This is a genomic window from Prevotella communis, from assembly GCF_022024115.1.
GTDB lineage: Bacteria > Bacteroidota > Bacteroidia > Bacteroidales > Bacteroidaceae > Prevotella > Prevotella communis.
The window spans coordinates 2,302,986-2,329,456 of the sequence record NZ_CP091792.1 but is presented as its reverse complement, the minus strand read 5'-3'; the positions used below and the strand labels follow the sequence as shown (position 1 = coordinate 2,329,456).

Sequence of the window (26,471 nt, the reverse complement as noted above, 5' to 3'; positions counted from 1 at the left end):
TCAGTGTTCTAATCTTGAATCCTCTAAATACTTTGGACATAATGGCTCCAGCGCGCATTTCTCGCAATGCGGCTTGCGCGATGTGCATACATAGCGTCCGTGGAGCAGCAGCCAGTGGTGGGCCTGCGCCATCTCCTGCTCAGGAATGTGTTTTCTTAACATCATCTCCACCTTGTAGGGCGTGTTTTCCTTTTTCGTGACCAGTCCTAACCTGTGGCTCACCCTATACACATGCGTATCTACAGGCATAGCCGACTGCCCAAAGGCTACAGCTTGCATCACGTTGGCCGTCTTCCGTCCCACGCCAGGCAAATCCAGTAGCGCATTCATATCCTGAGGCACCTGACCTTGATGCCGCTCCATCAGCAGTCGAGCCATCTCCGACAAATGTTTCGCCTTCGCGTTAGGGTAGCTCACGCTACTGATGTAATCCAGTATCTCGTCGGGTTCGGCCTGTGCCATGTGCTGCGCGTCAGGATAGCGCTGAAACAGTTCGGGTGTCACCTGGTTCACGCGTTTGTCCGTGCACTGTGCACTCAGCACCACAGCCACCAGTAGTTGAAACACACTGCCATACGTCAGTTCTGTGTCCACCTCGGGCATCTCCTTCCTAAAATAGTCTAATACCAGTTTGTATCTCTCTTCTCTTCTCATTAATCGTTTTCAATCTGCTTTAACGGAATCTCAAGCACAAAGCGGCACCCCTCTTGGTAGCTGTCGTCGAGCCATAGGTCGCCACCCAGGTTGAGCGCGTGGCGCTTAGCCAGCGGCAGTCCTAATCCCAAACCCTCAGACAGGTCATCTATCTTTGTGAAGAATTTGAACATCAGGTCGCGATAAGGCTCAGAGATACCTTTACCCGTATCCTCTACGATGAAGCGTATGGCGCTGCCCGTGGGTACGATTCTCAGGACGATATGCTGTCTGTCAGAGTATTTGGCAGAGTTGTACAGCAGCTCACTCAGACAGCGTATCAGGTAAACCCGGTTGGACTCTACACAGACATCATCGTCGACCTCCGTTTGGAGTTCTATGTGAATATTGGGGTAGTGGCTCTTCAGGTATTCCAGACACTCGCGTGCCATATCGTTGCATCTCACCATGTCGAATTGCGCTGTGCGCAGTTCCTCGGAGAAGCCCGAGTCGGAACTGTCAAACAGCATGCTGATCAGACGGTGGAGCAGTTTTGCCTGATGATCCATTGTGCTGACGATGCTCTTCATCTCCTCTTCGGGCAGCGCCTCCTTCTTTCCTGTCGTATCGTGGAGCACCTGCGAGAATCCCATGACGATATTCAGTGGGGTGCGTATCTGGTGCGACACATTCTGAATGAAGGCCGTTTTCTGCTTGTTGGCCTCCTGAGCCAGTTTCGTGGCCTCTTCCAATTCCTTATTGCGCAGCTGCAGTTTGTCTGTGATAAAGCGCACGATGCCAATGTGGAACTGCAGTGCCTGTAGCATGGCGGCAAAACTGTTTTGCAGTCGTCCAATGTCGTCAATCCGCTTACTGCGCCGTATATACACCTCCAGGTTGCCCTCAGCAATCATACGTGTTTTCGCCAGCAGTTCTCTGATGCTGCTGAAACTCTGCGACACGGCCCTGTAGCACAGCAGCACGATGATCAGCAATCCGATGACCAGCAAGGGTACCAGGATGTTGGTCAGCATGTAGTAATTCTTCAGGATATCATTGTCAGGACACACGATGGCCAGGCTCCAGTCAGTGCCCGGCACAGGCTTGTAGCACACCAAGTAACCCTTGCCGTCAACATATACCGCCATGCCTCCTTCCTTGCCGGCCGTCATCTGGTGACCCAGTGCGATGAGGTCCTGCTGCGTGCGAGGGTCGGCATCGTCGAAGATGGTCTTTTTGAACAGACGCGTAGTGTCGGGATGCACCACGTAGCGTCCGTCGTGGTCGAGCATCATGAAATAGCTGTTGGGGTAGGGGCGCTCGTGATTGATGATCTTTGTGATTTTCAGCAGCGACAGGTCTGTAGAGATGATGCCCACCACCTCGTTGTCCTGGTTGTGCAGCGGTCGGCCGTACGATGCCAGCATGCCGTCGATGGTCAGCGTCAGCGAGTCGGTCTCGTCGAAAAATATCTCCCAGCAGGCAGCATCCTGGTCGTGTGGCAGTTTGTACCATGACTTCTGGAAATATTCATATATATCTTCCACCACGGTCTTCACGCTGTCGTCCTCTCTCACGGTATAGGCCGAGTAGTAGCGCCCCTTGTCGGGAAACAGGAAAGGTTCGCCGCTCACCGAACAGCCGTCTATATGCGGGTTCAGGGCCACCACCTTGTGCGAGAGCGTCAGGAATGAGTCGGGGTGCAACTGCTCCTCAAGCACCCAGCTGTACGCTTCGGTGGCCGTCTGTACCGCCAGCAGGTTTCTGTCCAGGCGCTGCATACTGGCGTTCAGCGCACTCTTGGCACGTCCTACGGCCTTATGTCTGATTACCTGTCGTGCCTCCAGGAAAAGCGCACCTATCGTCGTGATGAAGACGGGTGCTGCCAGCAGCAGTATCACGAAGGCGAGCCTGGTGGAAAGGTGGTGCAGTCTAATCTTCATTTTCATAGCTGTCCTCCTTTCTCATTTCCTCTTCCGACATGTTTATCAGGTCGTTGAGCAGTTTGGTGATGGCCTCACCGTTCTTCTGTACATCCTCCGTCAGGGTGAGAATGCCGTCTGTTGACGTGGTGCCGGCAAACATCGTGCTTACATCCTTGTCTATCTGCGCTGCCGGCGTAATCATCTGGTTGGTCATGTTGTGCAGGAATGCCGTCTTCATGCGGTCGGCCTTCTTGATATCGTTGTAAGCCTTTTTCAGTTCGTCGGCACGTTTCTGCAGCGTGACTTTCTGCTGTTCCATCTCGCCGATGTTTACAGCCAGCGACTGTTGCATCGCCCTGAAGTTGTCCTGCAGATGTCCTATCTCGTTAGAGTGGTGACTGGCAGGGATGCGCTCGTCAAACTTGCCCTCTGCGATGCGCTGTGCCGATGTGGTGAGCAGTTTCAGCGGATGCAGCATATAGCGTATGATAACATGACAGAGTATGTACATCAGTATCAGGCCGACGATGGCGAGTGCAAAGACATAGTACAACAGGTTGTCGTACTCGCCATAGACGTCCTCCTTGGGATAGACGATGCCCACGTGCCAGTTGAGCGTCTCCATGGAGCGACCCTTCACGGCAAGTCGTGTAAAGGGCTTGTAGAAGATAAACTGCTTGGCGCCGTTCTTCATGAATGGTCTGTAGCCCGACTCGCCCCTGAGCATGGCGTCTGCGGCTTCCTTCAGACCGTCCTCCGTCTTGTATTCCTCTTGCGTGAAGATGGTTTGGTGGAATAGTTTGCTGGTGTCAGGGTGAACGATATACGTACCGTCGCCGTCAAACAGGATGCTGTATGAGTGGAGCGAGGGTTTGGAGGCCAGTACCACGTCTGACAACAACTTGAGCGACACGTCGATACCCATCACGCCGATGGGCTTCTCGCTGCCACTCTGGTGTATGGGTATTCCAAAGGTGACGATGGGCTCTGTCACACCCTCCACATCGGACATGGGGTTCATCCATCCCGATTTGCCTGTCTGTATAGGCTGTTTGTACCACGCCTGCTGGGTATAGCGTGAGTAGCCAAATGTCTCTGACCTTACCAGTGTGGGATCGTATTCGTCCGTACGGTGATAATAAGCCATGAACTCCTTGCCCTCTTCATAGAAACCGGGTTCAAAGGCGATGGCACAGCCGATGATAAAGGGATTTGACTCTACCAGTTCCCTGCTGAACTTATACATCTGCTCTGGTTGGTTCAGGTGGGGAAGCATCATGAAGTAGAAATTACCGGCTGTCTGTTCGGCACTCAGCAATACGTTGTCTATGCGGGAAATGGTGCCGTCGAGTGTCTGCTGGGCGTTCAGGGTGGCCTCTTCCTTAACGGCTTTCCTGGAAAAATACAACATGCAAACCATTGAGGCCAGAAGCAAAATAGACATGGCCAACACTATCATCAAACTAAGCCTTATGGATAGTGATTTGTTGATTATTTTAGGTGCACGTAGCATGTTCACAGTATATTTGTGAGCAAAATTAAGCATTTGTCATGAAAAAACAATACGTATGTTTCAAAAAAAATGTTAATTACTGTGCTTTGCATCATACTTTTGGTTCCTTTGGCCACTAATTTTACAACCTCTGACTTTGTCGAAGGTAGGCTGCATCTCGGAAAAACTCAAATAAATTTGGTTTTTCGCTCGATTTGCACTACCTTTGCAGGCTGAAAGCACTGCTCCGGCTTGTCGCTGGCCTTTCTGAAAGGAGAGACGAGAGGAAAGTCCGGGCGGCACAGGGCGCTCCACTTCTGAAAGTAGAAGCAGCTGGTGACAGTTGGTCAGGGGAGAAGAGAATGACCGCCTCGCTTGCGAGGTAAGGGTGAGAAGGTGGTGTAAGAGACCACCAGGCAGCGGGTGATCGTTGTGCTGTTCCCACTGGAGGCCGCAAGTTCATGTATACCATCGCCATGTCAGGGTTGCCCGCCCGAGTTCCTTCGTGGATGCGATGGAGGGTAGAACGCTAGAGACGTATGGTGACATGCGTAGTAGATAAATGGCAGGCACCGGCAGCAATGCTGGCACAGAACCCGGCTTATAGGGGCAATGCTTTCTTTTTTTTAGTGAAAAGTGAATAGTGAAAAGTGAAAAATTTCTTGCCGTGCAAGCGACCAAAGGTCGAGCGGCTTCCGCTTTATAGAGGCTTATGGGACTAAAAAAACTGATACGATTCTTGCAGGTGGATATCTGGCGTATTCCTGATGAGGAACTGTCGCCTGTGCGCCGTGTGTGCTACGAGATTATCAAGGTGGCCTCACTGGCTATCCGTTTCTTTACCACCAAGCGTGTGGTCAATCAGGCCTCGGCGCTTACCTATTCCACGCTGCTGGCTATCGTGCCCATCCTGGCTGTGGTCTTTGCCATAGCGCGCGGCTTCGGCTATAATAAGTATATAGAGGTATGGTTCCTCGACTCGTTTTCGTCGCAGCCTCAGGTGGCCGAGGTCATCGTTGGCTTCGTCAACAGTTATCTGGTGCATACCAAGAGTGGCATCTTCCTGGGTGTGGGTCTTATCTTTATGCTCTACACGGTGATGATGCTGGTCAACAATATCGAGCTGACTTTTAATGAGATATGGCAGGTGAAGAAGAAACGTAGCATCTTCCGTACCATCACGGACTATCTGTCTATGTTCTTTCTTTTCCCCATCCTCATCGTGGTGTCGTCGGGTCTCAGCCTGTTTCTGGCCACGATGGCCAACTCCATGGACGATTTCCTGCTGTTGGGCTCTACGCTGAAGTTTTTTATTGATGCCACGCCATATTTCCTGATGTGTCTGCTCTTCATCGCCCTCTACGTCTTGATGCCCAATACGCATGTCAAGGTGAAGAACGCCATTGTGCCAGGCATCCTCTCGGGTATCGCCATGCAGATGGTGCAGTTTGTGTATATCCATTCTCAGATGTGGGTCACTGGCTATAACGCCATCTACGGTTCTTTTGCTGCCCTGCCTCTGTTTATGCTCTGGGTGCAGATATCGTGGACTATCTGCCTGTTTGGTGCCGAACTGACCTATACGTCGCAGAACCTGGATTTCTACGACTACGACGCGCATACCGATGATATCTCGCATCGCTACCAGCTGATGATTTCCGCTCTGCTCATGTCGCGCATCTGTCGTCGTTTTGCTGATGGCAAGGCGGCTCCCTCGGCCGATGATCTGCGTAAGGAGACGGGCATCCCCATCCGTATTGTCAACGACCTGCTGTTTAAGTTGGCCGAGGCTAAAATGGTCATCGAGGTATCGTCTGATGAGAAGGGTGCTACCTCTGTCTTTGTGCCTGCCGAGAGTCTTGATAATCTCAGTGTGGGTGTGATGATTGATCGTCTGGAGGCGCAGGGCAGTTGGAAGCTCGACCTTCCGCTGAGCAACCTGATGAATGCGGAGTGGGGGCGTGCTGTGGTGATGCGCATGGGCTACCTCAAGCAGGCAAAGGATGTGAAGCTGGAGGACTTGGTGGAAAGGAGTTAGGATTTAAGTAAGAAGTGCCGCCTAAGGCGAGTGGGAATTAAGAATTGAAAAACAAAAAAAGCTTCTCAAAAATGAGAAGCCTTTTTTGTAGTCGATAGGGGAATCGAACCCCTATGCCAAGATTGAGAATCTTGTATCCTAACCATTAGATGAATCGACCATTCATTTATAAATCTTTTTACCTTGAAAGAACCCTTTCGTAGTCGATAGGGGAATCGAACCCCTATGCCAAGATTGAGAATCTTGTATCCTAACCATTAGATGAATCGACCATTGGTTCTTCAGTAATATTATGAGCGCGGAAGCTGGGGGATTCGAACCCCCGGTACGGGAACCCGTACGGCAGTTTAGCAAACTGCTGGTTTCAGCCACTCACCCAAACTTCCTCGGTTCCCTTAAAGGTGTCCGAAAAGCATTCTCGCTCAAATGCGGGTGCAAAGGTACGAAATAATTCTGACTCTCACAAATTTTTTTGCAATAATTTTCTGTTTTCTTTAAATTATGGCCGAATATGGCTCTTTTTTCTTATATTTGCAGGCAAAATATATATACTATAGAAGAGAATAAACTAGTTTTTTGCTATGACACCACTGGAACAAAGAAATGAGCAGTTGGCTCAGACCGTTATCAAGAACCTGAAGCGCCGGCATATGGAGGGCTTCTATTGTGCGACGGCAGAAGAGGCCGTGAAGAAAGTTTCTGAACTCATTGAGGACGGAAGCAGTGTGACGTGGGGCGGTACAATGACTGTCCGCGACATGGGTATCCCCCAGTATCTTAAAGACCGTGGTACACTCGAGGTGCTCGACCGTGACCTCGCTGCAACGCCAGAGGAAGCACAAGCGATATATCTCAGGGCGTTCTCTTCAGACGTCTATCTGTCTAGCGCCAATGCTATCTCTGAGGATGGCGTCATTGTGAACATTGATGGCAACGGAAACCGGGTGGCTGCCATCACCTGGGGACCGAAGAAGGTGATCTTTATCGTCGGTATAAATAAGGTGGCTCAAAGTGTGGAGGCTGCTCTGGCTAGGGCGCGCAGCACGGCGGCGCCTACCAACGCGGCGCGCTTCGATGTCAAGACGCCTTGCAAGACCGACGGTGTGTGTCATAACTGCAACTCGTCGCAGTCTATCTGTAACTATGTCCATTTCCTCAGGAACTCCCCTCAGGGCCGACATGTCGTTGTGTTGGTAGGTGAAAACCTAGGATACTGATGGTCTGGTTAATGAGTTCAAAGAATGGCATAATCTAAATGTGTTTTAAATGGTATTGTTAATTATTTTTATTGGTGTCAATTTCGGGCTTCTATAGTGTCTTCGTGCTTCCAATTTTCCTCGTGCACTAGGAAAATTATTCTCGCTAGTTAGGGCGCAATATTTATCCCTTATTGACGATGCAAAGGTACTCATAAAAAATGATATCTACAATTATTATTTGTCAAGAAATATGAAAACATGAATATCTTACAATCTTACAATCTTACATTCTTACATTTCATATGTTTTTTTTGAGGTTGGAGTTAAGTAATATAATAATATTATAATATTATTATATTACTTATACTTCTCTCCGCATTTTTTTTATACCAAATGTAAGATTGTAAGAATGTAAGATTGTAAGGTTTGGTTAATCCGAAATAGGTATGAGAAATAAAAAAAAGAGGATGGGTCACATGGCTCATCCTCTGTATTTTGCTCTGTAGAAGCGTGTTTTATTTGAAAATCAGCTGGGCGAAGTTGTAGAGTCCGTACTTCCACACTACAAAGTTGTGGCCCTGCTCTGGATAGTTGATAAGGGTGCAGGGGATGCCCTTCTCGTCGCAGAAGGCCTTGAGCTGAGCACTGTTGTTCATCAGTCCGTCGGCACCGCCACATACCATCCACAGGAGCTTGTTTTCCTTCTTCACCTTGTCCACATCAGGGATGAGCTGTGCGGCACGCATGGTGTTGGGTGCAGAAGAGAAACCGCCTACGTAGGCAAAGACGTCCATATGGCCCAGTCCGAAGTTGAGCGACTGTCCGCCACCCATTGACAGACCGGCGATGGCACGGTGGTTCTTGTCGGTATAGACGCTGAAATTCTTCTCGATGTAGGGAATCAGACTGCCGATGAGGTCTTTGTCGAAATCACCGAAAGCTCTGAAAGAACCCATGCCTCCTGCACGTGAGTCGTCCTTCTGGGCACGTCCGTTGGGCATGACCACAATCATGTCGGCTATTTTTCCGTCGGCATAGAGGTTGTCCATGATAATGTGGGGCACACCACCGTCTCTGTACCACTCGTTCTCGTCGCCACCGATGCCATGGAGCAGGTAGAGCACACTGTACTTTTTCTTGGCGTCGTACTCGGGAGGCAGGTAGACGTTGGCCTTGCGGGTGGTACCAACAGATTCGGACTGATACTCAATGAGTTGCACGGTGCCTTTGACGATGCCTTCGCGCTCCTGGTCGAAACCCTGAGGGGCTGCCTTGTACTCATTAAACTTTACATCAATTTGTGGGCCACCGAACATGGGAATCTGGGGCTCCTGGGCATTGGCTGTGATCACAGAGAGGCAAAGCAATGCTGCGAAATAAATTTTTTTCATTGTTTTAAGCAATTAATGATTGATTAAATTTACTACGTAATTAGACGGGGGCACTATCCTGAGGTTTAAACAAGACGTACTTTTTCTTTGAAAAGATTTTTTTCTGCGAAAAATATTTGGTAGTCTCGAAAAAAATCAGTACCTTTGCACTCGCTTTTGAAAAACGGGTGTTTTCCAGAGTGGCCAAATGGGGCAGACTGTAAATCTGCTGTCTTTCGACTTCGGTGGTTCGAATCCATCAGCACCCACTTCACTAAAAGCTTTTTGAAAACAAAAAAGTGATGCGCCTCTTTTGAGACGCATCTTTTTTTTCGTTTATCGATAGGCGAGGGGTTAGTCCTCGTCCTTGAGTTCGGCCTCGTGCTCCTTGATAAGGGTCTGCTGGATATCGTTTGGCACCAGTTCGTAAGAGGCAAACTTGGTGGTGAACGATGCACGACCGCCAGTGATAGAGCTCAGTGCGATAGAATAGTTGGAGAGCTCCTTCAAAGGAATCTTGGCAGAGAGCTTCTGATAGCCAGCCTCAGAGTCCATACCCATGATGATGGCACGGCGCCCCTGCAGGTCGCTCATCACGTCGCCCATATAGTCGGCAGGTACATAGACCTCGAGGTCGTAGATAGGCTCCAGCACCTTAGGTCCAGCCTCGCGGAAGGCAGCGCTGAATGCATTACGTGCAGCCAGCATGAATGAGAGCTCGTTAGAGTCAACGGGGTGCATCTTACCGTCGTAGACGATAACGCGCACGTCGCGAGCGTAAGAACCTGTCAGAGGACCCTGTTCCATGCGTTCCATGATACCCTTGAGGATAGCGGGCATGAAGCGCATATCGATGGCACCACCCACCACGGAGTTGATGAAGACGAGTTTGCCGCCCCATTCCAGGTCGATCTCTTCCTTGCCCTTGATGTTCATCTTGAACTCCTGGCCGTTAATCTTGAATGATGTAGGATCGGGCATACCGTCAGCATAGGGCTCTACAATCAGGTGGACCTCACCAAACTGACCAGCACCGCCTGACTGCTTCTTGTGGCGATAGTCGGCACGTGCCATCTTCGTGATGGTCTCACGATAAGGAATCTTGGGCTCGATATACTCAATCTTGATCTTCTCGTTGTTCTCCATACGCCATTTCAGGGTGCGCAGGTGGAATTCTCCCTGACCATGAACGATGATCTGGCGAAGCTCTTTAGACTGCTCTACAACCCATGTGGGGTCTTCCTGACGCATCTTGGTCAGGGCCACCATCATCTTCTCGGTCTCGGCCTCGTTGACGGCCTTGATGGCGCGAGAATACTTAGAATTAGGATACTTGATGAAGTCGTAGCGCCACTCGCAGTCCTTGCCGTTGAGGGCATTGCCGGTCTTCACGTCCTTCAGTTTCACGGTACAGCCGATGTCGCCGGCCTTCAGTTCGTCAACTGGGATGCGGTTGGCTCCTGCACATGCATAGATGGTGCCGATGCGCTCCTTAGAACCACGGTCGGAGTTGGTCAGGTCGTCGCCACTCTTCACAGCGCCACTCATCACCTTGAAATACTGCACCTCGCCGATGTGGGGCTCTACGCCCGTCTTGAAGAAATAGAGCGATGTGGGGCCTGCGGCATCGGGGGTGACCTCCTCGCCACGGGTGTTGCGCACCTTGGGCATCTCGCTCACAAAGGGCACCACATTGCCCAGGAACTCCATCAGACGGCGCACACCCATATCCTTGCCTGCGCAGACGCAGAACACGGGGAAGATAGAACGGGTTACCAGACCCTTGCGGATACCTTCGCGCATCTCGTCCTCAGTGAGGCTCTCGCTCTCGAAGAATTTCTCCATCAGTGTATCATCGTTGGCTGCAGCAGCCTCTACGAGGGTAGCGTGCAACTCCTTTGCTTTCTCCATCTGGTCGGCAGGAATCTCCTCAATGATAGGAGCACCGCCTTCGGGCTTCCATGAGTATTTCTTCATCAGAAGCACGTCGATCACGGCGTTGAAATCAGGACCTGTGGCAATAGGATACTGCACGGGTACGCACTTCTCACCGTAGATCTCCTTCATATTAGTAAGGATAGTGTCAAAGTCGCAGTGCTCCTTATCCAACTGGTTTACCAGGAAGATGACGGGCTTCTGCAGCTTTTCTGTGTAGCGGAAGGCATTCTGGGTGCCTACCTCAGGGCCATACTGGCCATTCAGCAGAATAACAGCCTGGTCGGTGACGTTGAGGGCGGTGATGGCACCACCTACGAAGTCGTCTGAACCTGGACAGTCAATGATATTGAGTTTTTTGTTATTCCACTCCACATGAAAAACAGTAGAGAACACCGAGTAGCCATATTCCTGTTCAACGGGGAAATAATCGCTCATGGTGTTCTTACCTTCTACGGTGCCGCGACGCTTGATGATGCCGGCCTCGTAAACCATTGCTTCGGCAAGAGTAGTCTTGCCGCTACCCGCACTGCCAAGCAATGCAATGTTCTTAATCTCGTTTGTCTGATAAACTTTCATACTTTATAGTCTTTAGGTTATAGGTATAATAAATTGTGGGTTCGAAATTAGGCATTTTCATTGAAAACGCCAAAGGTTTATCAGAAAAATTAAGATATTTTTGTAAATGTCACTTTGCTGCGACAGCATTCGGTGCCATCCGTGCGAACAATGCGGACGCAGTACTCGTCGTCGGCCGTATGTTCCTGATGGAAAGAGAGTTTGTCGCCAGCGTGAGCCTCGGCCACATAGGCTATTTCGAAGCGCTTGATGGCATGTGTGCGATACCAGTCGAGGTCCCAGAGGTCGAGCACGTGCTCAATGTATTTCACGGAGTTGATATGCCCGTTGATATCTACATCATTGTAAAAAGTGTCGATGGTGCGGATGAGTTCGGCGCCGTCGCTCATCTTCACGCGTCCGCCCTTGTCGATAGGGCAGTCCTTGTCTGCCACAATCCAGTTGTTGATGGCGCCATTGTCTATCGAGAAGATGTCCGTTGGCTGGCGACTGTCGGTGTCGATCATGGCCCAGATAGAGCGTCCGTAGCCATAGACCTTGCCATCAACACCTGTGACGGCGAAGTTACGGCTGGTAAAATAGCGCATGGCACTCTCTACCCATGTCTCCACATTGAACTTGGTGTATTGCTGGGGCATCTCCTCCATCTCGATAGCCAGGCGCGAGAGCACCCACGAGCGGTTGATGGTCATGAGGTATTTCATACCAAAGCCTCGGGCCGACGAGTGGAAGTCGGCTGCATTGAGCATGTGGTTGCCCAGATGGCCCATGAAAAGACGGCCTGAGAAGTCGCAGTGGAACGGCTCGGCCAAGAATTCGTATTTTCCTATTTTATCCATGTTTTTCATATTTTTATTTCATATTGATAAGATTCACGCTTCCCTTGTCTCCTCGCGTTCTTCGAGGAAGGCGCTGACCTGCTCCTGCATGCCGCGCGTCACGGCAATACGACCTGAGCGGGTGTACTGCAGCACGCACTCGTAGGCGTCGAGCGCGCGGAATAGTTCGATGATATCGTCGGTCTTGCCGCTCTTCATCACAATGGTATAGGTGGGGTTCACCTCCGTGATGGTGGCGTCATAGCGACGCACGGTGCGCGAAATCTCAGGGTTGGCCAGCACCTTCTCCGTAGAAAGTTTATAGAGGCCAGCCTCGCGGATAAAGAGTTGGTCGTCAGTGAAATAGTTGGCTTTCACCACGTCGATTTTCTTCTCAATCTGACGGGTGATGATTTTAATCTGGTCTTCATCGCTCCAGGCGGTGATGGTGTATTTGTGTACGCCAGGGATGCTGGAGGCCGATACGTTCAGACTCTCGATATTAACCTGACGACGGGTGAACACGGCGGTGATCTGGTTCAGGATACCTGCCACGTTCTCAGAATAGACGAGCAGGGTGTATAATTTTTTCTTGTCTTCCATATTTTAAATCTCCAATTTCATCTTATCAACATCCATACCTGGAGGCGTCATAGGCAGCACGTCATCGTCTTCCTTGATAGCACACTCCAGGATAAATGGACCATCGGTGGCAAACATCTTCTCGATGGCTGACGCCAGGTCCTTACGGTCTGTCACGGCCTGATAGGGGATGCCGTAGCCCTGAGCGATGAGCTCGTAGCAGGGATTCATCATCTTGGTGAACGACTTGCGGCGCATCCAGAACATGTCCTGCCACTGGCGTACGTTGCCCAGGTAGTGGTTGTTCATGAGAATCATCTTCACTGGCGCCTTCTGTTCCATGATGGTGCCCAGTTCCTCGATACACATCTGGAAACCACCATCGCCCATGAAGCAGCATACCTGACGATCAGGGGCACCGAAGGTGGCACCGATGGCTGCAGGCATACCATAACCCATGGTGCCAAGACCACCACTGGTGCAGATGCTGCGCTTATTGTGATACTTGAAGTAACGGGTTGCAAATAACTGGTTTTGACCAACATCCGTTACGAGTATGGCGTCTTCTTTTGCCTGCTCGGCAACAGCATTGACCACCTCGCCCATGAGCAGTGGACCCTCCTTGGGATGGATGGCCGGCTCGATGACTTTGGTACGCTCTTTCTCGTCGAGCTCATGGAAAGAGTCGCGCCACTCCTGATGGTTGTTCTTGCTGACCAGCGCCGTGAGGGCAGGGAGCGACTCCTTACAGTCGGCCACCACAGCCACATGGGCCTTCACGTTCTTGTCAATCTCAGAACGGTCAATATCCAGATGAATCACCTTGGCCTGTTTGGCGTAGGTCTTCAGGTTTCCTGTCACACGATCGCTGAAGCGCATGCCGATAGCGATGAGTACGTCGCACTGTTGTTCCTTCAGGTTCACGGCATAATTGCCATGCATACCCAGCATGCCTACGTTGAGCGGATGATTAGAGGGCAGGGCAGAGAGTCCCAGCATGGTGCGTCCGGCAGGGATGTCGGCCTTCTCGAGGAATGCCTTCAGTTCCTCCTGCGCGTTACCCAGTTCTACGCCCTGACCCACGAGTGCCAAAGGACGCTTCGCGTTGTTGATGAGTTCGGCAGCCTGGCGAACAGCCTCGTTGTCGAGCTTAGGATAGGGCACGTAAGAACGGATAAAGTCGCATTTCTTGGGCTCCCAGTCAATCTCCTCAGTCTGTGCGTTCTTGGTGAAGTCGAGCACCACAGGACCAGGACGTCCTGTGCGCGCGATATAGAAGGCACGGCTCACAGCCCATGCCACATCGGATGCATGACGTATCTGATAGCTCCACTTGGAGATAGGCTGTGCCACGCCTACGAGGTCGACCTCCTGGAAGAAATCAGTACCCAGCGCACCTGTAGGCACCTGACCGGCAATGACTACGATAGGCGTAGAGTCCATCATGGCATCAGCGATACCTGTCAGCGTGTTGGTCACACCAGGACCACTGGTCACCAGTACCACACCAACCTCGCCACTGACGCGGGCATAGCCCTCAGCAGCATGGGTAGCTCCCTGTTCGTGGCGTACCAGGATATGGTCGAAACATTTTTTCTCGCCTCGTGTATAGTCGTAGAGCGCGTCGTAGGTGGGCATGATACTGCCACCAGGATAGCCGAAGATGGTCTTCACGCCCTCGGCCTGTAGTGCGCGCATCAGCGCTTTTGCGCCTGTAATTCTATCTTTCAACATTTCTCTGATAAATATGTAATTTCTCCCCTCCCTCCAGGGAGGGGGCGGGGGAGAGTCTTAATCAATGATTCTAACGCCGCCCTTGTCTGCTGACGATACGCTCTGTGCATAGGCACGCAGCGCCTTGCTGACCACGCGATTGCGCTTCAGGGGCTGCTGAGGACGGGCTGCAAGTTCCTCGTCTGAGAGTCTTACGTTGATAGAACGGTTGGGGATGTCAATCTCGATGATGTCGCCATCCTTAATCTTGCCGATGTTGCCGCCAGAGGCTGCCTCGGGTGAGATATGGCCGATAGAGAGGCCGCTGGTGCCACCAGAGAAGCGTCCGTCGGTAATCAGGGCACACTCCTTACCCATATGCATAGACTTGATGTATGAGGTGGGGTAGAGCATCTCCTGCATGCCGGGACCGCCCTTGGGACCTTCGTGGGTGATGACGACGCAGTCGCCTTTCTTCACCTTACCGCCAAGGATGCCCTCGCAGGCATCTTCCTGAGAGTCGAAGACCACGGCAGGACCTTCGAAATGCCACAGACTCTCGTCAACACCGGCTGTTTTTACCACACAACCGTCCTGTGCGATATTTCCGAAAAGCACAGCCAGTCCGCCATCCTTGGTGTAGGCATGTGCGATATCACGGATACAGCCATTGGCACGGTCTGTGTCGAGTGATGGATATACCTCGCTCTGTGAGCCCATCTTGGTAGAGAATCGGTTGCCTGGGGCAGAGAAGTAGATACTAGTCTTACTAGTCTCACTAGTAATATCATAAGCCTTCATGGCCTCGCCCAGCGTCATGCCATCCACGCGAGGCGCATTGGTGCGGATAAGTCCGCCCTTGTTGAGCTCGTTCATGATGCCCAGGATGCCACCGGCACGGTTGCACTCCTGAACAGAGTATTTCTGCGTGTTGGGAGCCAGTTTGCAGAGGCAGGGCGTCTTACGACTCAGTTCATCGATATCCTTGATGGTGAAGTCGGCACCAGCCTCCTGAGCCACAGCCAGCAGATGGAGCACCGTATTGGTAGAGCCACCCATGGCGATGTCGAGGGTCATGGCATTGAGGAAAGCATCGCGCGTAGCGATATTGCGAGGCAGTACGCTCTCGTCGCCATCCTCATAGTAAGCCAGGGCATTCTTTACCACCTGACGGGCAGCAGCCTTGAAGAGTTCGATACGATTGGCGTGGGTAGCCAGGATAGTACCATTGCCTGGCAGAGAGAGGCCGATAGCCTCTGTGAGTGAGTTCATGCTGTTGGCAGTAAACATACCTGAGCATGAGCCGCATCCAGGACAGGCACAGCCTTCAATCTGAGCCATCTCCTCGTCGGATACAGAGGGGTCGGCACCCTTGATCATCGCTGTGATCAGGTCGGCATTCTCGCCACGCCATTTGCCTGCCTCCATAGGTCCGCCAGAACAGAACACGGTGGGGATGTTCAGGCGCATAGAGGCCATCAGCATGCCTGGTGTCACCTTGTCGCAGTTGGAGATGCAAATCATGGCATCTGCCTTATGGGCGTTGACCATATACTCCACAGAGTCGGCAATGATATCGCGTGAGGGCAGTGAATAGAGCATGCCATCATGTCCCATGGCGATACCATCATCAATGGCTATTGTATTGAATTCTGCTGCATAGCATCCCATGGCCTCGATTTCCTGTTTGACAATCTGACCAATCTCGTGCAGATGGGTATGACCAGGGACGAACTGGGTGAAGGAGTTGACAATGGCAATGATAGGTTTGCCGAATTGCTCACGTTTCATACCTGTTGCCACCCAAAGGGCGCGCGCTCCTGCCATACGTCTGCCTTCTGTGCAGATGCTACTTCTCAGTTGATGTTTCATAATCGTATCTTGATTTTCTTAAAGAACTGCAAAAATAAAGCATTTTCCGCAAATCACCAACACTTTCGTTAGTAAATTTGCGGAAAACTACCAAATTATAATTAAAATCAAAGATTATTCGAAAATCTGTTCAATGATTTCGTCAGCTTCACCAGGTGCGCCGTCAACGATGCGCATATCGTCCTCAGTGCTACACGGGTCAAATCCAGGGGGTAGGTCGAACTGGTCATCCTGTGAATAGGGCAGGGTGGAGTCGGCATAGATACTTTTCATGTAGAGACCGAAGATAGGCAGCGCCATGGAGGCACCCTGACCATAGGTCATGGAGTCGAAGTGGATATCGCGGTCATCACCTCCTACCCAGCAGGCAGAGACGAGTCTTGGGGCTACGCCCATAAACCATCCGTCGCTGTTGTTGGTGGTCGTACCTGTCTTACCGCCCAGCGGTGCCGTGATGTTATAGCGGAAGCGCAGGCGTCCGGCTGTACCGCCATCAACAACGGCACGAAGCATGTACAACATCTTGTCGGCTGCATCGCCACTGATAACCTCGTTCATGCGTGGCTTGAACTCGGCCAGCGTGTTGCCTTCGTTGTCCACAATCTTGGTGACGTACAATGGTGCCGAACGGATACCGTGGTTGATGAAGGCGGTGTAGGCACTGGCCATCTCGGCAACGGAAATCTCGCAGGGACCAAGGCACAGTGATGGTGCCGGGTGAATCTCAGGATTGCGGATGCCGTAGTTGTGGAGCAGGGTTACAAAACCTTCCGGTGTCAGACGGTGCATCATCAAATAAGCTGATATCCAGTTGTTTGACTGCTGAAGACCCCATTTCAGGCTTACCATCTCACCATAGCGTGCACGACTGCCGTTACGTGGGGTCCATGGCTTGCCGTTGACCATATAGGTCTCCTGCACATTGGGCACCTCGTCGCAGGGTGTCATACCGTTCTCCATAGCCAGTGAATAGAGGAAGGGCTTGATGGTAGAACCTACCTGACGGCGTCCCTGTGTAGCCATGTCGTAGGCGAAATGACGGAAATTGAGTCCACCCACATAGGCCTTCACGGCTCCTGTCTGGGGCTCCATGCTGAAGAAGCCTGTGCGCAGGAACGACTTGTAATAGCGGATAGAGTCCATCGGTGTCATCGTGGTGTCCACCTCGCCATGGTAGGTGAAGATGGTCATGGGCACGGGCGTTGCGAAGGCACGCCTGATTTCCTCGTCACTACTGCCACTGTTCTTCATCACGCGATAGCGCTCTGACTGACGGACGTTGCGCTGCAGAATCTTCTGTATCTCGGCCTGCGTCAGATTACGAGAATAGGGCGCGTTGGGCTTGTTGCGCATGGCCTTGTTGAACTCTGGCTGCAGATACTTCACAATATGGTCGTAGCAGGCCTGTTCGGCATACTGCTGCATGCGTGAGTCGATGGTGGTATACACCTTCAGACCATCTGTGTAGATGTTGTAGTGCTCGCCATTGCGATTCACGTTCTTGTTGCACCAGCCATACAGCGGATCCTGTTCCCAATAGAGGGAGTCCATGTAGTACTTCACGTAGTAACCGTCTGGATAGTCGGACCTTACGGGTTTCTTTGCCATCATGTAATGGGCCAGGAAATCGCGGAAATAGGTGGCTTCTCCGTCATTATGGTCAGCAACATGGAAGTTCAGGTTCAAAGGCACCTGGCAGCAACTGTCATACTCTTCCTGTGTGAGATAGTCGGCTTTCAGCATCTGGCCTAAGACGACGTTACGGCGCTCCAGTGAACGCTCGGGGTATCGCACAGGATTGAAATACGAGGGGTTCTTACAGAGGCCTACCAGTGTGGCACTCTCAGTAATCGTCAGTTCTGATGGCTCTTTTGAAAAATAGGTGTTGGCTGCAGTCTTGATACCCACCGCATTATGGAGGAAGTCGAAGTAGTTGAGATACATGGTGATAATCTCGTCCTTCGTGTAGTTTTTCTCCAGCTTCACGGCGATAACCCACTCAATGGGCTTCTGCAGGGCACGCTCCATCGTAGAATGGGCTGTCTCTGAGAAGAGCTGTTTGGCCAACTGCTGTGTAATGGTAGAACCACCACCGGCTGCTTTCTGACCCATGACGCCACGTTTGATGATGGCACGCCCCAGGGCGTAGAAGTCGATGCCGGAATGCTCATAGAAACGGGCGTCCTCAGTGGCCACAAGGGCTTGGATGAGCGACGGCGCTATCTCTGAGTAGTTTACCATGACACGGTTTTCACGGCTAATGCTCCATGTACCAAGCAGTTTTCCATCAGAGGAATATACCTGTGTGGCATAACGGTTGATGGGGTTCTGCAGGTCCTCGATAGGAGGCATGTAGCCTATCTTTCCTTCGGATATAGCCCAGAAACACACTGCTGCGCCGATGACAACAACGGCGAGCAGTGTCCATAGGAATCCGATAAACCATTTTCTCATATGCAATGGTGCTGTTTATTCCTCTTCTGGTGTGATGAGTTTATAACCTTTACCGTGGATATTGATGATTTCAATCTGTGGGTCATCCTTCAGATGTTTGCGCAACTTGGTGATATACACATCCATAGAACGGGCATTGAAGTAGTTGTCGTCAATCCAGATGGTCTTCAGGGCGAAGTCGCGCTGCAGGATCTCGTTGGCGTGTGAGCAGAGCAGAGCCAGGAGCTCATTCTCCTTGGTGGTCAACTTGGTCTGCTGGTCGCCGATGGTGAGCAACTGCTTCTGGGTGTCGAACACGAAGTTGCCGATGCGGTAAATGGTAGACTCCTTGTTCTTCTTACCACGAACGCGGCGCAGGATGGCCTCAATACGGAATACGAGCTCCTCCATAGAGAAGGGCTTGGTGATATAGTCGTCGGCACCCAGTTTGAAACCTTCCAGGATATCTTCCTTCAGGGTCTTGGCGGTGAGGAAGATGATGGGGATTTCGGCGTTGGCGGTGCGGATCTCCTGAGCCAGTGTGAAACCGTCTTTCTTGGGCATCATCACGTCGAGCACACAGATATCGAACTTGGTCTTTGTGAAAGCCTTGAAACCGGCTTCTCCATCAGGGCATAGCTCGGCCTCATAGCCTTTGGCTGCCAGATATTCACGCAACAACATGCCGAGGTTCTCGTCGTCCTCGCAAAGCAAGATTTTTAGTCTGTCTTCCATAATTCTAAATGTTTAAATGATTAATATTCTAATTGTTTAATTCTCTTGCAAAATAGGGAGCTTGACAGTGAACTTGGTGCCTTTGCCCAACTCACTCTCGCACTTGATCTCTCCGTCGTGCAGGTTGATAATCTCCTTCACGTAGGCTAGACCCAGTCCAAAGCCTTTCACATCGTGTACATTACCTGTATGGACGCGGTAGAATTTGTCGAAGACTTTCTTTACGTTCTCTTTCTTGATGCCTTGGCCGTCGTCGCTGATGGAGAAGCAGAGGTGCTCGCCCTCGTTCCATGTGCGGATATGGATATTGACGGGCTGGTCTGCCTTACGATATTTCACGGCATTGTCCAACAGGTTGGTGATGGCATTCTGGAAGTGCACCTCGTCCACGAAGATGGCAGAGTCAACGGCTTCTATCTCGGTGTTGATCTTGCCGCCTGTATGTTCTACGCGGAGATTAAAGGTTGCAGCAGTCTGCTCCAGGAGTTCGTTGAGGTCGAGCTCTTTCTTCTTGAAGGAGGTCGACTTTCTGTCGAACATGGACATCTGCAGCACTTTTTCTACGAGGAAACGCAGACGGCGCGACTCGTCGCCAATCACGGTGCTGAGGTGCTTCATCATTGTAGGACTCTTCGTAACTGACTCATCACCAAGCATCTGAGCGGCCAGTGAGATACTGCTGATAGGGGTCTTCAACTCATGGGTCATGTTGTTGATGAAGTCGTTCTTGATCTCTGTGTAACGCTTCTGACGGAAGATGACCACGATGGTGAAGATGAATGTGAGCAGCAGGACGATGGTGAAAATCACGGCAGGAATCATGAACCGTACACTGGAATAGATGTATGAGTCCATGTCTGGGAAGTGAATCCTGACAACGCCTCGCTTGTTGATGGCATCGTTGTGGAACAGGGTTTGTGAATAGCTCCACTGTTCACCTTTCTCGTTATATTCGGGACAACGGTAAATCTCACGTCCGTCGGCAGTAGATACTGTCAGGTGGTAGGGGATGTCGATACCGTTGTTCTGCAGTTCGTTGCGGATATCCTGGTCCAGGAGCTTGAAATTGATGCGCTCCTTCAGGGGCTTCTCACTGGCTGTATACAATATATTATATACGACTTCGTCGAGCAGGGCTTTCTGATAGACATAGCGATTGCGCACAATCTCCTGAAGCGATTTCGTAGCTTCCGACAACTGGTCCTTGTCTGTACGCATCATCATGGCCTTGGGCACATTGGCTGGCTTGGTGGCGAAGGTCTTCAGCTCAAACTCTGAATAGAAGGTGCCGTCCTCTGCTGATACGGAGAACTGATGGGCGTGCTGGATGCTGCCATCAAGTCCGTTGACAATGACGGAATCCTGTGAATAGGCTCTGCGCTCAACGTCGTTGACGTCTTTCTCAAGGTAGCGCAGCGTCTCGTTAAGCTCCAGATTCCTGGAGGCTTGATAAAGACTTCTGTTGACGCTCTCATCAAATTGTTCTTTCTTCATCTTGGCAATCTCTTCGATGTAAGAGATCTGCATGTAGAGTAATCCCAGGAAGGAAAGACCCATGATGATTGCTATGACCCATATCGTTGATTTCTTCATCTTCTTATTTTCTTGATTCGATGTCGCAAAGATAGGAAGTTTTTAAATACAACGGTATTTTTGGTTAATTGATTTTGTTAATATTTTAAGTATTTAACAATAAATTATTTGTGTAATTAAAAATATTGAATTATAAAGTGTCGTTTTGCTCAGCGTATGCAATGCTCGCTAACGAATTCTTCCCACTGTCCCTGATAGCCGTTGAATACGTTCAGGTCCACATGTCCCTGGATGCCTTTCACATAGCCGTCGGCGCTGAGTTGCCACAATGACAGATGGATGTCGGGTTTGTACTCGCCATAGCGCGCAATCCAGAAATGATAGTCTTTCTTCAGGTCTGGGGCATAGTCCAGCCAAGTGTTGACAAAGCGCTGGTTGATATACAGCAGTGGACGGACGCCCAGTCGTCTCTCTACAACCTTCAGGAAGGTACGGATATTCTTGAATAGTATCTCAGGACCGCCCATCTGCTTGATCATGGCATCACTGGGTTCTATGTCGAGCATTGGGGGCAGGTCGCCACGCTTAAAACTGGTATGTCTCAGGAAATGATTGGCCTGAGCTGTGGGATCCTGGCGGGTGGAGAAGAAATGATAGGCTCCAACGGGAATCTTGTTGAGATGACAACTCCTATAGTCGTTCGCGTAATAGCGATTCAGGATTGAGATGCCTTCCGTTGATTTGATATAGACAAACGAAACGGGATAGTCCACCTCGCCATTGACGCGATTGGTGCTGATACGGCGTCCAAGTCCCTTGATGCGTAGCTGCTTCCAGTTGATATTGAAGCGCTTACGCCCTTGTTCATGCTGGTAGCGCGAGATGTCGATACCATAGATGCGCTCTGTGGTATATACCATTCTTTCGCCCATATAGCGGTCTTTCTTCCAGATGCCGGCTTTCAGGAAATCGGGTGATACGCAGAAACCGAAGCCATGACGTCTGTCCATCTCCCAGTGACCTTCGTAGTATTGATAGTCGGCCGACTGGTAGGAACCGTGTCCACTGGCCATCATGTGTCTGTCGAACTGGCCTGCATAGGTGCCGTGGGCGTCAATGCGGATGCCGTACATCAGTGTGTCGGCATGAAACTGACCTATGATAATGCGACCATACATATCTTTTGTCAGGCATTTCCCTTCGCGGGGATAGTCTTTCAGATGCAGGAAACTGGTCATCGTCAGTTTGCCTTTTGGCATATAGGCAGCTAAGGTGGAGTCACCCTTTTCAGCATAACGGGCAACCATATCAAAACCTTCGTCCTGGACGGAGTGGCGTTGTAGGTAATAAGTGAGCTCGTTTTGTATCTGTTGGTGTTTTGTACTAAACGAACTGATAGCTAATATGATGGATAATAAGTAGTGCATAATCAGGCGCGTTGATTCGCCTCCCAGGATAATAATGCTTTAATAAATGTTTCGTATGGGTTGTTGCGGAATTTCTTGGCTTTTGTCGCTTCTATTAATGTGTAGATTAAATAGATGAGCGTGCAGAGCAGGAAACCTGACGAATAGGCGTAGAGTGCTGTGTTTGAACCTCTTACTAAAAGACTGAACAATGCCACAGGGATGATAAATGCCAATCCCAGGATGATGTAGCGACGGGTACGCCAGGAGTCCTTGAAGTCCTCGAATTTCTGTTTCTTCTCCAGATAATCCTCGAAGGCTTTCTCCGTGATGTGGTAGTTTTCTATTCTGGGCAGGGTGGGGTCGTCCTTGTGGTCTGTACGGATATCCCAGATGTGTCCCTGGATAGATTCTAAGGATATGTGGTCTATATATGAACGGTCTATCTGAAACATAATATTAAAATTTAAGCCCCCTGATGGCTCAGGGGGCTTTTATTGTTTAGCAAAGTCTGCGAGAGCCATCGCCAATGACTACGTCATAAACCTTGGGCTCATGGCCATACTTGGTGTTGAACTTCTGTTTGGCAGTCTCGACGAACTGCTTATACAGGTCATTGCGTACCAGGTTGATGGTGCAGCCACCGAAGCCGCCGCCCATGATACGGGAACCGGTAACGCCGCATTCCTTGGCGATATCGTTCAGGAAGTCGAGTTCCTCACAAGAAACCTCGTAGTCTTTTGACAGACCTTCATGTGTCTTGTACATCAACTCGCCCACCTTCTCGTAGTCGCCTTCGTTCAGGGCATCGCAGACTGCCAGTACGCGGTCCTTCTCGCCAAGCACGAACTTAGCGCGCTTGTAGTCCTCTTCACCAACCTCGGCCTTCACCTCTTCGAGCTGCTCCCATGTGCAGTCGCGCAGGGTCTCAAACTTGCCCTCGGGGTGCTTAGCCTGGATGTGCTTCACCACGTTCTCGCATGAGTTGCGACGATCGTTGTAGGGTGAGCCAGCCAACTGGTGCTTCACTACAGAGTCGAGCAATACCAGACGATAGCCATCGGGCTTGAATGGGAAATACTCGAACTCACGACTGCGACAGTCAAGGCGCATCAGACAGCCTGCCTTGCCGAATACAGAGGCAAACTGGTCCATGATACCGCAGTTCACGCCGCAGTAGTTGTGCTCTGTTGCCTGACCAGCCAGCACCATGTCCCATTGAGAGACCTTGTTGTCGCCGAAGATGTCGTTGAGGCCACAGGCAAAGCAGCTTTCCATGGCAGCACTTGAAGACATACCGGCACCGAGGGGTACATCACCAGCAAAGGCAATGTTGAAACCCTTCACGGGAACACCCAACTTCTTCATTTCCAATGCGATGCCGTAGATGTAGCGGGCCCAGGAAGCCTTGGGACCTGCAGGGTCGCTCAACTTGAAGTCCACACGGTCCTTCAGGTCGATAGCATAGGCCATCACGGTGTCTTCTGTGTCGTTGGCGCGCATTTCAGCGATTACTCCTTTGTCTACCGCGCCAGGGAAGACAAATCCGCCGTTATAGTCAGTATGTTCACCAATCAGGTTGATACGGCCAGGAGATGCATAGACATTTCCTGTCTTTCCGTCAAAGTGCTTGATGAAGCGACTTCTTACAAATTCAATATCCATAGATGTATTTTAGTTCTGTTTTATTTGACAACGCCAAACTTGTAAATTGTCTTCTGCTTGTAACGCTCACCTGGATTCAGGATAACGCTGGGGAAGTAGGGACGGTTGGGAGAGTCGGGGAAGTGCTGTGCCTCCAGACATACTGCTGAACGGCGGGGGAAGGTCGCACCGTTAGCTCCCTTGTAACCATTCAGGTAGTTACCTGTGTAGAGCTGCATACCAGGCTCTGTGGTGTAGCACTCCAGCGTACGTCCGCTCTTGGGTTCTGTCAGACGTACGGCGAAACTCAACTCACCCTCTTCCTGCTTGTTCAGTACGTAGTTGTGGTCATAGCCCTTACCAAACTTAATTTGCTCATTGTCTGCATCAATCTCCTTGCCGATAGCCTTGGGCTGACGGAAATCGAATGGTGTGCCTTCTACCTTCAGGATCTCACCTGTAGGAATGGCTGTTGCGTCGGTGGGCAGATAGAAGTCTGCGTTAATCTCGCAAACCAGATCGTCTACTGTAGGAGTAGGATCGGCTGTACCTGCCAATGAGAAGAAAGCGTGGTGTGTCAGGTTGACAACGGTCTTCTTGTTGGTGGTAGCCAGATACTCCAATACGAGTTCATTGTTATCTGTGAAGGTGAATTCTACTGTGACGTCGAGCTCGCCTGTGTAGCCCTCTTCACCGTATGAAGAAACACGGTGCAAAGCCAGTGAACGTGGACCCATCTGACGGGCATCCCATACCTTTGCGTTGAATCCCTTCAGACCGCCGTGCAGGTGGTTAGGACCATCGTTGAGTGCTACCTGATACTCTTTGCCGTTCAGGATGAACGTACCTTTGCAGATACGGTTACCCCAACGACCAATCAGTGTTGAAAGGTATGGTTCGTTTCCACTCATAAGCTGCTGGATATTGGCGTGTCCCTGAATGACGTTGCCAACGTTGCCGTCTTTGTCGGGAACCATGATGGCACAGATAGCACCGCCATAGTTTGAGATAGCTACTTCGTAACCCTTGCGGTTGCGTAAAATGTAAAGGTCGGTTTTCTTACCATTAATTGTGGTCTGGAAGTCTTCGCGCTTCAGACCACACAGATTCGCATTTTCTGTTGTGTTCGCCATAATGTTTGTTTTTAGTTACGAATTAATTATTCCTTTTGCAAAGTAACAAAAAAATACCGACTTGTGCAAACAAATCGGTAAAAATTTGGTGTTAAAAACAACTAAATGCGCGATTTCATAAAGTCTGATACCACATACGTACTGCCGCCTACAAAGATAAAGTCCTCATTGGTAGCACCTTGCATGGCTGCCTGGTATGCTTCCTCTACTGTGGGGTAACATTCGCCTTTCAGACCGAATTGGTCGCCGAATATCTTCAGAGAGGTCTCAGGGAAAGCACGCTTCGTACTTCCTTTAGTATAATAATAGGTGGCGTTTTTGGGGAGCAGTGACATCACGGTATAGATGTCCTTGTCCTCCACCAGTCCGAAAACGATGCGCAGTTCGCGGCATTTCGTGTTCTCAAGTTGCTTGCCCAGGTATTCCCAAGCGCCGGGATTATGACCTGTGTCACATACCACGGTGGGATTCTGTCGGATAATCTGCCAGCGTGCCATCAGTCCCGTGATGTTTGTCACATTCTTGAAGGCATTTTCTATCTCAGAGATGGTATTCTCGTTGTGCCCGCTTTCTGGGTAGGCCGACATGTATCCCAGTTTCTCCAACTGATGCATGGTTTCCAGAACCGTTTTCATGTTCTTTGGCTGGAACGATCCTGACAGTTCGCAAAGGAAGTCGCCGTAGTGCTTTGTATGATATTTGATGCCTGAACCGTTGGGCTCTTCTTCCCACGAGATTACTTCATCCTGTTCTTCAGCGTAGGTAATCGGTGAGTGGGCCTCTGCTGCCAGTGTGTCGAACACGGCTTTTGTCTCAGCTGTCGACTCGCCTATGACCACGGGAATGCCGCGTTTGATGATACCGCCTTTCTCTATCGCAATCTGTTCCAGACTGTTACCGAGTAATTGGGTGTGGTCCAGTGAGATGTTGGTGATTACGGATAGGATAGGGGTGATGATGTTCGTGCAGTCCAAGCGTCCGCCCAGGCCTACCTCTACAACGGCGATATCTACGTCCATCTCCTTGAAATACTTGAAAGCCATTGCTGTGGCTATCTCAAAGAAGGTGGGGTTGAATGATTCGAAGAATGATTTCTCTGTTTCCACAAACTTCGTGACGTAGTCCTCGCTGATAGGTGTACCGTTCACGCGGATACGCTCCTTGAAGTCAATGATGTGGGGCGAAGTGTAGAGTCCTACTTTGTAGCCGCATGTCTGCAACTGGGCTGCCAACATGTTTGACACGGAGCCCTTGCCGTTTGTTCCTGCAATATGGATACTGCGGAAGTGCTCGTGCGGATGACCGAAGTGCTCGTCCAGTTTTAGGGTGTTCTCCAGTCCTTCTTTGTAACCGCCAACACCTTGATGTTCAAAATTCGATGTCTTGCAGAACAAATATTCTGTTGCTTCTTGGTAGGTCATGAGAGTTGAA

At 50.6% G+C, this 26,471-nt stretch carries 19 protein-coding genes, 4 tRNA genes and 1 other RNA gene; 4 read left to right on the top strand and 20 right to left on the bottom strand.

What is annotated here, in order from left to right; all coding sequences use genetic code 11:
- From nth to L6468_RS09710, 3 genes are read right to left on the bottom strand one after another with little or no spacing between them, the layout of a single operon-like run.
- Positions 1-654 carry an endonuclease III gene (gene nth, locus L6468_RS09720; protein WP_091817354.1) on the bottom strand — a complete coding sequence of 218 codons (654 nt, stop codon included), beginning with the start codon at positions 652-654 and terminating at the stop codon, positions 1-3.
- Entirely contained in the window at positions 654-2,582 is a 1,929-nt protein-coding gene (locus L6468_RS09715; protein ID WP_237793093.1) for a sensor histidine kinase, read from the bottom strand. Before L6468_RS09715 ends, nth begins: the two co-directional genes overlap by 1 nt.
- The gene (locus L6468_RS09710; RefSeq protein WP_237793092.1) at positions 2,566-4,002 is read right to left on the bottom strand and encodes a PDC sensor domain-containing protein; all 1,437 of its coding nucleotides are present in this window, start codon (positions 4,000-4,002) and stop codon (positions 2,566-2,568) included. The genes L6468_RS09715 and L6468_RS09710 overlap by 17 nt, the downstream gene beginning before the upstream one ends.
- 287 nt (positions 4,003-4,289) lie before the next feature.
- Between L6468_RS09710 and rnpB the strand changes: the two genes are divergently transcribed.
- Together rnpB and L6468_RS09700 are read left to right on the top strand one after the other, a co-directional pair.
- Positions 4,290-4,670, top strand: an RNA gene (gene rnpB, locus L6468_RS09705) — RNase P RNA component class A.
- A 92-nt stretch (positions 4,671-4,762) separates the two neighbouring features.
- Entirely contained in the window at positions 4,763-6,088 is a 1,326-nt protein-coding gene (locus L6468_RS09700; RefSeq protein ID WP_091853712.1) for a YihY/virulence factor BrkB family protein, read from the top strand.
- An 88-nt stretch (positions 6,089-6,176) separates the two neighbouring features.
- Here the strand turns inward: L6468_RS09700 and L6468_RS09695 are convergent.
- From L6468_RS09695 to L6468_RS09685, 3 genes are all read right to left on the bottom strand, one after another.
- Positions 6,177-6,248 (bottom strand) — tRNA-Glu (locus L6468_RS09695).
- A gap of 40 nt (positions 6,249-6,288) precedes the next feature.
- A tRNA-Glu gene (locus L6468_RS09690) sits at positions 6,289-6,360 on the bottom strand.
- A 27-nt stretch (positions 6,361-6,387) separates the two neighbouring features.
- A tRNA-Ser gene (locus L6468_RS09685) sits at positions 6,388-6,474 on the bottom strand.
- 195 nt (positions 6,475-6,669) lie between these two features.
- Between L6468_RS09685 and L6468_RS09680 the strand changes: the two genes are divergently transcribed.
- Positions 6,670-7,305: a lactate utilization protein gene (locus L6468_RS09680; protein WP_091817366.1), complete on the top strand. Its 636-nt coding sequence runs from the start codon at positions 6,670-6,672 to the stop codon at positions 7,303-7,305.
- A gap of 497 nt (positions 7,306-7,802) precedes the next feature.
- On the opposite strand, the gene L6468_RS09675 is transcribed toward L6468_RS09680, so the two are convergent.
- Positions 7,803-8,678 carry an alpha/beta hydrolase gene (locus tag L6468_RS09675; protein ID WP_237793091.1) on the bottom strand — a complete coding sequence of 292 codons (876 nt, stop codon included), beginning with the start codon at positions 8,676-8,678 and terminating at the stop codon, positions 7,803-7,805.
- Positions 8,679-8,843: 165 nt separating this feature from the next.
- Here L6468_RS09675 and L6468_RS09670 point away from each other — a divergent pair.
- Positions 8,844-8,926 (top strand) — tRNA-Tyr (locus tag L6468_RS09670).
- 85 nt (positions 8,927-9,011) lie between these two features.
- Here the strand turns inward: L6468_RS09670 and L6468_RS09665 are convergent.
- The 13 genes from L6468_RS09665 to L6468_RS09605 all read right to left on the bottom strand — a co-directional run bounded on the left by L6468_RS09665 (position 9,012) and on the right by L6468_RS09605 (position 26,461).
- Positions 9,012-11,171 carry an elongation factor G gene (locus L6468_RS09665; protein WP_091817371.1) on the bottom strand — a complete coding sequence of 720 codons (2,160 nt, stop codon included), beginning with the start codon at positions 11,169-11,171 and terminating at the stop codon, positions 9,012-9,014.
- Positions 11,172-11,260: 89 nt separating this feature from the next.
- Positions 11,261-12,019, bottom strand: a complete 759-nt coding sequence (locus tag L6468_RS09660) for an acyl-[acyl-carrier-protein] thioesterase (protein WP_237793090.1) — start codon at positions 12,017-12,019, stop codon at positions 11,261-11,263.
- A 24-nt stretch (positions 12,020-12,043) separates the two neighbouring features.
- Positions 12,044-12,592, bottom strand: coding sequence for an acetolactate synthase small subunit (ilvN, locus tag L6468_RS09655; RefSeq protein ID WP_091817378.1), 549 nt, complete (start codon positions 12,590-12,592; stop codon positions 12,044-12,046).
- A gap of 3 nt (positions 12,593-12,595) precedes the next feature.
- Positions 12,596-14,305: a biosynthetic-type acetolactate synthase large subunit gene (gene ilvB, locus L6468_RS09650; RefSeq protein ID WP_237793089.1), complete on the bottom strand. Its 1,710-nt coding sequence runs from the start codon at positions 14,303-14,305 to the stop codon at positions 12,596-12,598.
- A 57-nt stretch (positions 14,306-14,362) separates the two neighbouring features.
- A complete protein-coding gene (gene ilvD / locus L6468_RS09645) occupies positions 14,363-16,156 on the bottom strand; it encodes a dihydroxy-acid dehydratase (protein WP_237793088.1) in 1,794 nt (597 codons plus the stop codon).
- Between the two features lie 114 nt (positions 16,157-16,270).
- Complete coding sequence (locus L6468_RS09640) at positions 16,271-18,610, bottom strand: transglycosylase domain-containing protein (protein WP_237793087.1); 2,340 nt, start codon at positions 18,608-18,610, stop codon at positions 16,271-16,273.
- A 15-nt stretch (positions 18,611-18,625) separates the two neighbouring features.
- Positions 18,626-19,324: a response regulator transcription factor RprY gene (rprY, locus tag L6468_RS09635; RefSeq protein ID WP_091817388.1), complete on the bottom strand. Its 699-nt coding sequence runs from the start codon at positions 19,322-19,324 to the stop codon at positions 18,626-18,628.
- 36 nt (positions 19,325-19,360) lie between these two features.
- Positions 19,361-20,917 (bottom strand): sensor histidine kinase, encoded by a 1,557-nt coding sequence (locus L6468_RS09630; protein WP_091853706.1) that lies wholly within the window; start codon positions 20,915-20,917, stop codon positions 19,361-19,363.
- Positions 20,918-21,066: 149 nt separating this feature from the next.
- The gene (locus tag L6468_RS09625; protein WP_091817392.1) at positions 21,067-22,284 is read right to left on the bottom strand and encodes a GH25 family lysozyme; all 1,218 of its coding nucleotides are present in this window, start codon (positions 22,282-22,284) and stop codon (positions 21,067-21,069) included.
- Between the two features lie 2 nt (positions 22,285-22,286).
- Entirely contained in the window at positions 22,287-22,718 is a 432-nt protein-coding gene (locus L6468_RS09620) for a hypothetical protein (protein ID WP_091817395.1), read from the bottom strand.
- Between the two features lie 46 nt (positions 22,719-22,764).
- Positions 22,765-23,928 (bottom strand): galactokinase, encoded by a 1,164-nt coding sequence (galK, locus tag L6468_RS09615; RefSeq protein WP_091817397.1) that lies wholly within the window; start codon positions 23,926-23,928, stop codon positions 22,765-22,767.
- A 20-nt stretch (positions 23,929-23,948) separates the two neighbouring features.
- Entirely contained in the window at positions 23,949-25,040 is a 1,092-nt protein-coding gene (locus L6468_RS09610) for an aldose epimerase family protein (RefSeq protein ID WP_091817400.1), read from the bottom strand.
- A 101-nt stretch (positions 25,041-25,141) separates the two neighbouring features.
- Positions 25,142-26,461, bottom strand: coding sequence for a bifunctional folylpolyglutamate synthase/dihydrofolate synthase (locus L6468_RS09605; RefSeq protein ID WP_237793086.1), 1,320 nt, complete (start codon positions 26,459-26,461; stop codon positions 25,142-25,144).
- Positions 26,462-26,471 lie beyond the last annotated feature (10 nt).

Excerpts from the sequence above, each read along its gene's own strand:
- nth (WP_091817354.1), bottom strand. The coding sequence starts at position 654 with ATGAGAAGAGAAGAGAGATACAAACTGGTATTAGACTATTTTAGGAAG.
- L6468_RS09715 (WP_237793093.1), bottom strand. The coding sequence starts at position 2,582 with ATGAAAATGAAGATTAGACTGCACCACCTTTCCACCAGGCTCGCCTTC.
- L6468_RS09710 (WP_237793092.1), bottom strand. The coding sequence starts at position 4,002 with ATGTCTATTTTGCTTCTGGCCTCAATGGTTTGCATGTTGTATTTTTCC.
- L6468_RS09700 (WP_091853712.1), top strand. The coding sequence starts at position 4,763 with ATGGGACTAAAAAAACTGATACGATTCTTGCAGGTGGATATCTGGCGT.
- L6468_RS09680 (WP_091817366.1), top strand. The coding sequence starts at position 6,670 with ATGACACCACTGGAACAAAGAAATGAGCAGTTGGCTCAGACCGTTATC.
- L6468_RS09675 (WP_237793091.1), bottom strand. The coding sequence starts at position 8,678 with ATGAAAAAAATTTATTTCGCAGCATTGCTTTGCCTCTCTGTGATCACA.
- L6468_RS09665 (WP_091817371.1), bottom strand. The coding sequence starts at position 11,171 with ATGAAAGTTTATCAGACAAACGAGATTAAGAACATTGCATTGCTTGGC.
- L6468_RS09660 (WP_237793090.1), bottom strand. The coding sequence starts at position 12,019 with ATGAAAAACATGGATAAAATAGGAAAATACGAATTCTTGGCCGAGCCG.
- ilvN (WP_091817378.1), bottom strand. The coding sequence starts at position 12,592 with ATGGAAGACAAGAAAAAATTATACACCCTGCTCGTCTATTCTGAGAAC.
- ilvB (WP_237793089.1), bottom strand. The coding sequence starts at position 14,305 with ATGTTGAAAGATAGAATTACAGGCGCAAAAGCGCTGATGCGCGCACTA.
- ilvD (WP_237793088.1), bottom strand. The coding sequence starts at position 16,156 with ATGAAACATCAACTGAGAAGTAGCATCTGCACAGAAGGCAGACGTATG.
- L6468_RS09640 (WP_237793087.1), bottom strand. The coding sequence starts at position 18,610 with ATGAGAAAATGGTTTATCGGATTCCTATGGACACTGCTCGCCGTTGTT.
- rprY (WP_091817388.1), bottom strand. The coding sequence starts at position 19,324 with ATGGAAGACAGACTAAAAATCTTGCTTTGCGAGGACGACGAGAACCTC.
- L6468_RS09630 (WP_091853706.1), bottom strand. The coding sequence starts at position 20,917 with ATGAAGAAATCAACGATATGGGTCATAGCAATCATCATGGGTCTTTCC.
- L6468_RS09625 (WP_091817392.1), bottom strand. The coding sequence starts at position 22,284 with ATGCACTACTTATTATCCATCATATTAGCTATCAGTTCGTTTAGTACA.
- L6468_RS09620 (WP_091817395.1), bottom strand. The coding sequence starts at position 22,718 with ATGTTTCAGATAGACCGTTCATATATAGACCACATATCCTTAGAATCT.
- galK (WP_091817397.1), bottom strand. The coding sequence starts at position 23,928 with ATGGATATTGAATTTGTAAGAAGTCGCTTCATCAAGCACTTTGACGGA.
- L6468_RS09610 (WP_091817400.1), bottom strand. The coding sequence starts at position 25,040 with ATGGCGAACACAACAGAAAATGCGAATCTGTGTGGTCTGAAGCGCGAA.
- L6468_RS09605 (WP_237793086.1), bottom strand. The coding sequence starts at position 26,461 with ATGACCTACCAAGAAGCAACAGAATATTTGTTCTGCAAGACATCGAAT.